At 66.4% G+C, this 8,796-nt stretch carries 8 protein-coding genes; all 8 read left to right on the plus strand.

The window, feature by feature from the left end:
* Window positions 1–170: 170 nt before the first annotated feature.
* The gene (locus IAE33_RS14105; RefSeq protein WP_201163948.1) at window positions 171–1,418 is read left to right on the plus strand and encodes a cytochrome P450; all 1,248 of its coding nucleotides are present in this window, start codon (window positions 171–173) and stop codon (window positions 1,416–1,418) included.
* A 10-nt stretch (window positions 1,419–1,428) separates the two neighbouring features.
* Window positions 1,429–3,090: a GMC family oxidoreductase gene (locus tag IAE33_RS14110; protein ID WP_236406503.1), complete on the plus strand. Its 1,662-nt coding sequence runs from the start codon at window positions 1,429–1,431 to the stop codon at window positions 3,088–3,090.
* Complete coding sequence (locus IAE33_RS14115; RefSeq protein WP_201163949.1) at window positions 3,087–3,848, plus strand: enoyl-CoA hydratase/isomerase family protein; 762 nt, start codon at window positions 3,087–3,089, stop codon at window positions 3,846–3,848. The genes IAE33_RS14110 and IAE33_RS14115 overlap by 4 nt, the downstream gene beginning before the upstream one ends.
* A gap of 23 nt (window positions 3,849–3,871) precedes the next feature.
* Complete coding sequence (locus IAE33_RS14120; protein WP_201163950.1) at window positions 3,872–5,029, plus strand: serine hydrolase domain-containing protein; 1,158 nt, start codon at window positions 3,872–3,874, stop codon at window positions 5,027–5,029.
* 128 nt (window positions 5,030–5,157) lie between these two features.
* Window positions 5,158–5,811 (plus strand): TetR/AcrR family transcriptional regulator, encoded by a 654-nt coding sequence (locus IAE33_RS14125; RefSeq protein ID WP_201163951.1) that lies wholly within the window; start codon window positions 5,158–5,160, stop codon window positions 5,809–5,811.
* A 281-nt stretch (window positions 5,812–6,092) separates the two neighbouring features.
* A complete protein-coding gene (locus IAE33_RS14130) occupies window positions 6,093–7,382 on the plus strand; it encodes an MFS transporter (RefSeq protein ID WP_201163952.1) in 1,290 nt (429 codons plus the stop codon).
* Window positions 7,339–7,848, plus strand: coding sequence for a VOC family protein (locus IAE33_RS14135; protein WP_201163953.1), 510 nt, complete (start codon window positions 7,339–7,341; stop codon window positions 7,846–7,848). Before IAE33_RS14130 ends, IAE33_RS14135 begins: the two co-directional genes overlap by 44 nt.
* 54 nt (window positions 7,849–7,902) lie before the next feature.
* Window positions 7,903–8,679 carry an SDR family NAD(P)-dependent oxidoreductase gene (locus tag IAE33_RS14140; RefSeq protein ID WP_201163954.1) on the plus strand — a complete coding sequence of 259 codons (777 nt, stop codon included), beginning with the start codon at window positions 7,903–7,905 and terminating at the stop codon, window positions 8,677–8,679.
* Window positions 8,680–8,796 lie beyond the last annotated feature (117 nt).

Raw genomic sequence — 8,796 nt, forward strand, 5'->3', positions numbered from 1 at the left:
TTGCTCATCGCGGCGAAGTGGAGGGCAGTGGTATGGGGCGGGAGGAGGGAGTGATGGCGGCAGTCTTGTCAAGCCAAAGTGGCTGATTTAGATTGAATGCCGTTCGAATAAATGAATGCGCTCGCAAGGTAGTGCATTCGACCCTTGGCCGCAGTCGGAGAATAACAACAATGAATGCTGTGCAGTCTATCGAGGATTTCGACGATCCTTCCTTCAACCCGTTCATGGAAGATGCGCTGGTATTCGGCGACCATCTTGACCCTTACCCGGCCATCGCCCAGCTGAGGCATTCGGCCTCCGTGGTGCCGGGCGAATACCGCGTGATGATGGGACTCTTCCCGGATATCACCCACCCGGACAAGGCGCCGCACTTTTCCGTCTTCGGCTACGACGAAGTGGCCCAGGTGCTGGGGGATCCCCAGACCTTCACCAACCATGCCTATTCCTACAACCTGGGTATCAGCTTCGGCCGCAGTATCTCCACCATGGATGCGCCCGAGCACCCGCGTTACCGGCGCATCTTCCAGAAAGCCTTCCTGCCCCAGACCGTGGCGGCGTGGGGCGACGAACTGGTCGACCCGGTGGTCCATGACCTGATTGCCAGGTTCGAGGGGCGAGGCAGCGCCGACCTGGTGCAGGAGTTCACCCTGCATTATCCCTTCCACATCATCTATCGCCAGCTGGCCTTGCCGCCGGAGGACGTCGGCACCTTCCACAAGCTGGCCATCGCGCAGACGGTGGTGGCCGTGGACATCGAGCACGGCACCGAGGCATCGCGCAAGCTGGGCAGCTATTTCAAGCGCCTGGTGGCCGAGCGCCGGGCGAATCCCGGCGACGACCTGATCAGCGCCCTGGCCCTGGCCGAGGTGGACGGTGAGCAACTGCCCGAGGAAGTCCTGATCTCGTTCCTGCGGCAATTGGTCAACGCGGCGGGGGACACCACGTACCGCGCGACCAGCGTCCTGCTCACCGCGCTGCTGCGCCACCCCGAGCAACTGGAGGCCATCCGCCGGGATCGCTCGCTGATCCCCCAGGCCATCGAGGAAGCGGTGCGCTGGGATGGCCCGGTGCTGATGCAGTCGCGGTTCACCAGCAAGGCCACCACCCTGGGCGGCGTCGAGATCCCGCAGGGCGCGTTCATCGACGTGGTCGCCGGTTCGGCCAACCGCGACGAGCGCAAGTTCGCCGATCCCGACCGTTTCGACATCTTCCGCAAGCCGCAGCACCGGCATTTCGCCTTTGCCTTCGGCCCCCACGTGTGCATCGGCCAGCACCTGGCGCGGGTGGAGATGACCCGGGCGCTGACGGCCATCCTCGACAGGCTGCCCAACCTGCGCCTGGACCCGGACAAACCGGCTGCGCAAATCCGCGGGACGATGATGCGCGTGCCGCATTCGATCCACGTGAAGTTCGGTTGACGCCCCTCCCTTGGATTTTCCTGCCCGCCGCTGCGTGGTGGCGGGCGGATCAGCGAGTCATCAAGCAATGAAGGAATTCGACTACATCATCGTCGGAGCAGGTTCGGCAGGCTGCGTGCTGGCCGACCGGCTTTCGCGAAACGGCCAGCACCGTGTCCTGCTGATCGAGGCCGGCCCGGAAGACCGCAGCCCGCTGGTGCACATGCCCAAGGGCTTCGGCAAGCTGCTGGCCGACCCCCGGCATGCCTGGCACCTGCCGGTCAGCGTGGATCCGGACAGCGGCCGCACCCAGGAAATCTGGGCCCGGGGCAAACTCCTCGGCGGCTCCAGCGCGGTCAACGGCATGGTCTACATGCGTGGCCACCCCGAGGACTACGACGAGTGGGAAGCCCATGGCGCGACTGGCTGGGGCTGGAACACCATGGCCAGGGCCTTTCGCAGCATCGAGAACCACGCCCTGGGCGGCAGCGCGCTGCGCGGTGCGGACGGTCCGCTGAAGGTGGCGCCGTATGCCCAGCGCAACGCTATCGGCGAGGCGGTGATCAAGGCCTGCGAGAGCCTCGGTCTGTCGCGCAAGGAAGATATCAACGAGCTCGACCACGAAGGCATCGCCTACCTGACCTACACCATCTCTGGTGGGGTCCGGCAAAGCGCGGCCCAGGCCTTTCTCAAGCCGGCCCGCAAGCGGCGCAACCTCGAAGTACTGACCGAAACCCGGGTCCAGCGCCTGCTATTCGACGGGACGCGGGCGATCGGTGTCGAGGCGCTGCGGGGCAACGGCGAGCCGGTGGCCTACCGCGCCGCTCGCGAGGTCATCCTCAGTGCCGGGGCGCTGGAGTCGCCGCGTCTGCTGCAGCTTTCCGGGATCGGCGATCGCGACGAGCTGGCCAGGCTGGGCATCGCGGTCGTGAGCCATAGCCCCAATGTCGGGCGCAACATGCGCGAGCACCTGCTGTATTTCCTGCAGGTGCGCCTGCGCCATTGGCGTGACAGCCAGAACCGCGAGTTCGCCGGTCCGCGGCTGCTGAAGAACGTCGTGCAGTACCTGCTCAGCCGCCGCGGCGTCATGGCCCTGGGCTCCTACCAGGTCGGCGGCTTCTTCAAGACCCGGCCCGAGCTGGCGCGCCCGGATGCCCAGTTGATGATGGCGCCGTACTCGATGGACTTTTCCTCGCCGACCTATCGCTTCGAGTCCTTCCCCGGCCTGCAGCTCTTCACCTACCCGCTGCGCCCGCGCAGCCTGGGCAGCGTCAGCCTGCAGTCGGCGGACCCGGCGCAACCGGCGCGCATCGTCGCCAACTACCTGGCCGACGACTACGACCGCGAGGTGTCGATTGGTGCGTTTCGCTTCATGCGCAAGGTGATCCACAGCGCGCCCATGAGCCACCTGGTCATGGAAGAGACCCACCCCGGAACCCAGGTCCAGACCGACGACGAAATCCTCGACGAGTTTCGCCGGCGCGGCCAGTCCGGCTACCACGCCTGTGGCACCTGTGCCATGGGCGCGGCGGACGACGCGGTGCTCGATCCGCGACTGCGGGTCAGGGGCGTACAGGGCTTGCGGGTGATGGACCTGTCGGTGATCCCGACGATGATTTCCGGCAACACCAACGGGCCGATGATGGCCATGGCCTGGCGCGCCGCAGAACTGATCCTGGAGGATGCCCGATGAGCCACTTCGACAACTATGCCCGGCGTTTCGCCAATATCGAGCTGCTCCTGCGCGAGGGCATCCTGCAGATGAGCTTGCATTCGGACGGTGGATCGCTGCAATGGGGCGCCCTCGACGGCAGCATCCATACCCAGCTCGGCGAGTGCTTTGGCGAAATCGCCCGGGATCCGGCGGTCCGGGTGCTGATCATCACCGGCAAGGGCGACGCCTTCTGCGCCGCCATGAACCCCGGGGAAATCCCCCGGGAGCCCATGGCCCAGGGCTGGCATCGCCTGCTGCGCGAAGGCAAGGACCTGCTGCACAAGCTGCTCGACATCGAAGTGCCGGTGATCGGTGCGATCAACGGCCCGGCCTGGATCCACGCGGAAATCCCGGTGCTCTCGGACATCGTCCTGGCCAGCGAGCATGCCGAACTGGCCGACATGGCCCACTTCATCCACGGCGTGGTGCCGGGCGATGGCGTGCAGGTGGTCTGGCCGATGCTGCTGGGCCCCAATCGTGGGCGCTACTTCCTGCTGACCGGACAGCGTCTGTCGGCTAGCGAGGCGCAGGCCCTGGGCGTGGTCGCCGAGGTCCTGCCGGCCGGGCAGTTGCTGCCGCGGGCCTGGGAACTGGCGCAAGGCATCGCCCGGCAACCGGCGCTGACCGCGCGCTACACCCGCACCCTGTTCACCCAGCCCATCAAGCGCCGGTTGCTCGACGAACTGGGCCACGGCCTGGCGCTCGAAGGCCTGGCCACCATCGCCATGAGTCACTGACCCATTCAAGGAGCGTGCGCAGCATGCAAACGAATCTAGATCCCCGCGTCCAGGTCATCGTGCAGAAGGCCCTGGACGAAGCCACCGGCGCCGGCGGCGAAGTCGGCGTCCAGGTGGCCGCCTACCTGGACGGCAAGCTGGTGGTCGATGCCTGGAGCGGCAGCGCCGATCCGGCCAGCGGTCGCCCGGTCGACGGCGATACCCTGTTCAACGTCTATTCGGTGACCAAGGCGGTGGCGGCCACGGCCCTGCATGTCCTGGCCGAGCGCGGGTATATCGACTACGACGCGCCGGTGAGCCGCTACTGGCCCGAGTACGCTGCCAACGGCAAGGCGGCGACCACGGTGCGCCATGTCCTGACCCACCGTGCCGGCGTGCCGCAGATGCCGGCCGATGTCACCCCCGAGCGCCTGTGCGACTGGACGTGGATGACCCAGGCCATCGCCAACCTCGAGCCGTTGGCCGAGCCCGGCAGCCAGACCCTGTACCTGTCCATGACCTTTGGCTGGATCGTCGGCGAACTGGTCCGCCGTGCAGACCCCCGACAGCGTTCGCTGGGGCGCTTCGTCCGCGAGGAGATCGCCGTACCCCTGGGCATCGACGACCTGTGGATCGGCATCCCCGACGCGGTGGAGTCCCGTATCGCGCGCCAGGTCAATGCCATGGTCGCGGTTGCCCCAGAGTACCTGCCGCCGCTGTTCCTGGCCTCGATGCCCGAGCAGGTGGCGCTGGTGCCGGAGGTGTTCGAGCGGGCCGATGTGCGCCGGGCCGAGGTCGCCGGGGTAGGGGGCATCTTCAATGCGCGCTCCGAGGCGCGCTTCTGGGCCTTCCTGGCCAACGGCGGCGAGCTGGACGGCGTGCGCCTGCTGAGCGCCGAGCGAGTCGCCATGCTGGGCCAGCCGCGGGCCAACAGCGAGGAGCCCGACCCGGTCATGTTCGGCTTCCCCATTCCCATCACCCAGGGCGGCTTCTGGTTCGGCGGCGCGCACCCGCCGGTCAGTTGCGTCGGCAACCCCAGGGCGATCTGCCATCCTGGCCAGGGCAACTCCATCGGCTGGGCCGATCCGGACCTGAACCTGGCGGTCGCCATCTGCCATAACCGCCTGTTCAACCCCACTTCTGTCGAGGAGGATCCGCTGTTGCCGATCGCCCAGGCGGTGCGCCAGGCACTGGCGTTGTGAGCGGATGCCGCCCGTGGACCTGGTGCCCGGGCGCCAGGCCGCCGGTGTGCAGGATTTGAGTTGAATCCGCCGGGAATGCTATAAGCACGCGTCGATCAGCCGCCAAGGCCAGCAGTGAACCAATGAGCATGCCCAATTCGAGAACGCGCAAGCGCACGCCGGCCCAGAGCCGCGGCGAGTTGCGCGTGTCGATCATCCTTGATGCCTGTGCCCGGTTGCTGGTGAAAAACTCCAGCACCAATTTCACCATGCACGGCCTGGCGCAGGAGGCGAAGACTTCGATCGGCTCGCTCTACCATTTCTTCGCTGACAAGCAGGCGGTCATCGACGCGCTGGTGGTGCGCCATGTCGAAGGCGGCGGGAAGATCCTCGAGAAGCTCGAGTCGGTACCGGACAGCCAGTGGATCGAGTGGCCGCCGCGCACGGTCATGCTCGAACTGCATTCGCTGAACATCGAGTATGTGCAGCAGAACCCCGAGGTCCGCATCCTCTGGAATGAAGCCCGGTTCAATACCCGCAACGGTTCGGTGGTGAACCTGGGTTTGCTGGCGCTGTACGAGAAGGTCCTGACCTTGCGCATGCCCCAGGCGAGCAAAGCCCAGCTCCGGCAATCGGCCCAGGCCCTGTATCGCTTGCCGATGGGCTTCCTGCTCTGGGAAGTGCCTGGCGACGACCAGAGCTCCTGGGGCGTCTTCACCGAAGAGGCACCCCGTGCCCTGACCGCCTACCTGGAAGCCATCGAGCGCGAGTACGCCGGCAACACGCTGACCTGCGCCGTCTGACATGACGCTTTCCCCGCCCTGACCGGCTTGGCGCGCGAGGCTATCGAGCGCACGGCGTCACACCATCTCACCCTGTCGACTCTTGTTCCTGCCTTGCGCTGCCTGGATCGCGGCGGGCTTTCGCCTGCGTCCGCGTTGACAATGGCTATGTCGGATGTTTATCTTCGTGAACGTCGTTCATTAATATGCGCTGCCTTGCGGGTGCGTTGATAACAATAACAAGCCGTCGGTGAACGCCACGCGTGGCCGCGGCTGCACTTGGGAACAGGAAGGAAATGACCATGACACAGGCTAACGAGCACGGCGAACACCGCTCGCGAATGAGCGAGATCCGGCAGCACTGGCGGATCGGCACCGCGGCATTGATCGGCACCGCCGTGTCCTTTTCGGTCTGGCCTTCACTCTCCAGCCTGTTCGTCGCGCCCATGCAGGAGGCCTTCGGCTGGAGCCGCGGGGACATCGCCCTGGCCCAGAACGCCAGCCTGCTCGCGGCCTTGGTCTCGCCGGCGCTGGGCCGCCTGATCGACCAGCGCGGGGTCCGCCCGGTCCTTCTGGGCGGATTGTGCCTGACCGCGCTTGCCTATTGCCTGCTGGCTCTGCTGCAAGGCTCGCTGCCCCTGTACTACCTGCTGTATGCCTTCCTCAGTGTCGTTGGCGTCACCACCACCGGGCTGAGCTTCACCCGGGTGGTCAGCGGCGCCTTCAAGCAGTCCCGCGGTCTTGCCCTGGCACTCACGCGCTCGGGCCTGGCGTTGTCGGGGGCGATCCTGCCGTCGGTGGTCTTCGCCATCATCAGCGGCTACGGCTGGCGCATGGGCTATGTTGCCCTGGCGGTGCTGATCGTGCTGCTGGCGCTGCCCAGCGCGTGGATCTGGCTGCGGGGCGAGAGCCTGCAGCCCGTCTCCCGCCAGCCCGGCGATGCCGCTGCCCGGCCGTCGCTGTTCGCGTTGCTGCGCAACTGGAAAGTGCTGCTGATCTGCGTGGCCTCGGCCCTGCACTATGCGCCCATCGTCGCCTTGCTCAGCCAGCTCCAGCCGTTGCTGGTGGGCAAGGGCCTGACGGCAGTCGACGCGGCGGCCGCCATCGGTCTGGTCGGCCTGTCGGCGCTGGCCGGCGCCCTGGTCAGCGGTTTTCTCGTCGATCGTTTCTGGGCGCCGCTGGTGGCCTGCATCTTCACCCTCGGGCCGGCGCTGGGATGCCTGGTGCTGATGCAAGGCGAGATCAGCCCGGGCCTGGCCATCCTTGCCCTGATCCTCCTGGGCCTGGGGCAGGGCGCCGAGATCGACATCGTCGCCTTCATGATCGCCCGCTATTTCGGCATGCGCTCCTACGCCTCGATCTACGGGCTGAGCGTGTTCTTCATCGCCACAAGCGTGGCCGTCTGCGGCTCGCTGATCGGCCAGGCGTTCGACCATGCCGGTAACTATGATGGCGCCCTCGCGGTGGCTGCAGGCCTGTTCGTCACCGCAGCCTTCGCTTACCTGCTGATGGGGCGCTATCCGCAGGATGGCGACGAAGTGGCAAGGGGTGAAGCGCCATCCCGGACCGGCACCCGCCAAGCGCAAGCCTGACATGGGCGTGCAAGGGCGGCTTTACCAGATCGGCGTGGTGGTGCGCGACATCGAGGCCGGCATGCAGCATTACCGCGACATGCTCGGCCTGGGGCCCTTCAAGCGCCTGGATACCGATTACCACGCCTGGTACCGCGGTCGCACGGTGCACGTCGCCAACGCCAACGCGTTCGCGCGCTGGGGCGACCTGTACCTGGAGATGGTCGCGCCGGGCACCGGCGACAGCACCGCCCGGGAATGGCTCGAGCAGCGCGGCGAAGGCATCTTCCACCTGGGCTACATCACCGATGACATGAACCAGCGTCCGGCGGGCAGCGAGGTGTGCTTTCACCCCCTGCTCGACGCCGCGCCGGATGCTCCTTCGAGCATCCTTCACCTGGATACCCTGCAGGCCCTCGGCTACTTCGTGGAACTGACGACCCCGGAGCTGGCCACGGGCCTATGCCGCTGGATCGACGAACCCTGAGTATGCCGGCGCTTGCCTCGCTGACCCATAGCATTTCTACAAGAGGAACCGAGTATGAGCACGCTGGATGTCTTCCGTCTGGATGACAAGGTCGCGGTCGTGACCGGGGCTGCGGCAGGCATTGGCCGCTGCATTGCCGAAACCTATGCAACTGCAGGAGCAAGCGTGGTGATCGCTGACCTGGATATCGAAGCCGCCCAGGCGGTGGCCGCCTCGATCAAGGCGGGCGGTGGCCAGGCGCTGGCGATCAAGGTCGATGTGTCCAGCGAAGCGGATGTCAGCGTGTTGTTCGATGCCACCCTCGCCACCTTCGGCCGGGTCGATGTGCTGGTCAACAACGCGGCGATCTTTCCGAAACGGCCGTTCCTGGAAGTGGATGTGGCCTTCTGGGACAAGTTGCAGGCGGTGAACCTGCGCGGCACCTTCCTGTGCATGCGCGAGGCGATTGCCCATATGAAGGCTGCCGGTGGCGGGGCCATCGTGAACATCTCGTCGGTATCGTCCCTGCAGGCGGTGGTGCATCACAACGTCACCTACAACGCCACCAAGGCCGCGGTGAACAGCCTGACCCGCACGGCGGCCCTGGAGTTCGGTCCCGAGGGTGTGCGGGTGAATGCCGTGCTGCCGGGCGGCATCCCGACGCCGGGGGCACGTGCGGCCTCGGCGGCGATCGAGTTGAAAGGTCCCATCCTCGGCCCGGGCCGCGTGCCGCTGGGCGGGATGGGCGAGATGGAGGATATCGCCAACGCCGCGTTGTTCTTCGCCAGTCCGGCGTCGCGTTATGTTACCGGGCAACTCCTGGCTGTCGATGGTGGTTTCCTGGTTAGCTGAGGGCACTACCGGCTGGTGTAGGCGAAAGCCCCCGCAAGCAGTGCTTGTGGGGGCTTTTGTTGTGCGCCAGGCATGGCGCGTTGCGCGTGAGCGCAACCCGCTTGGCTGTGGTGGCCA

Source organism: Pseudomonas sp. S60 (assembly GCF_016647865.1).
Lineage (GTDB): Bacteria > Pseudomonadota > Gammaproteobacteria > Pseudomonadales > Pseudomonadaceae > Aquipseudomonas > Aquipseudomonas parafulva.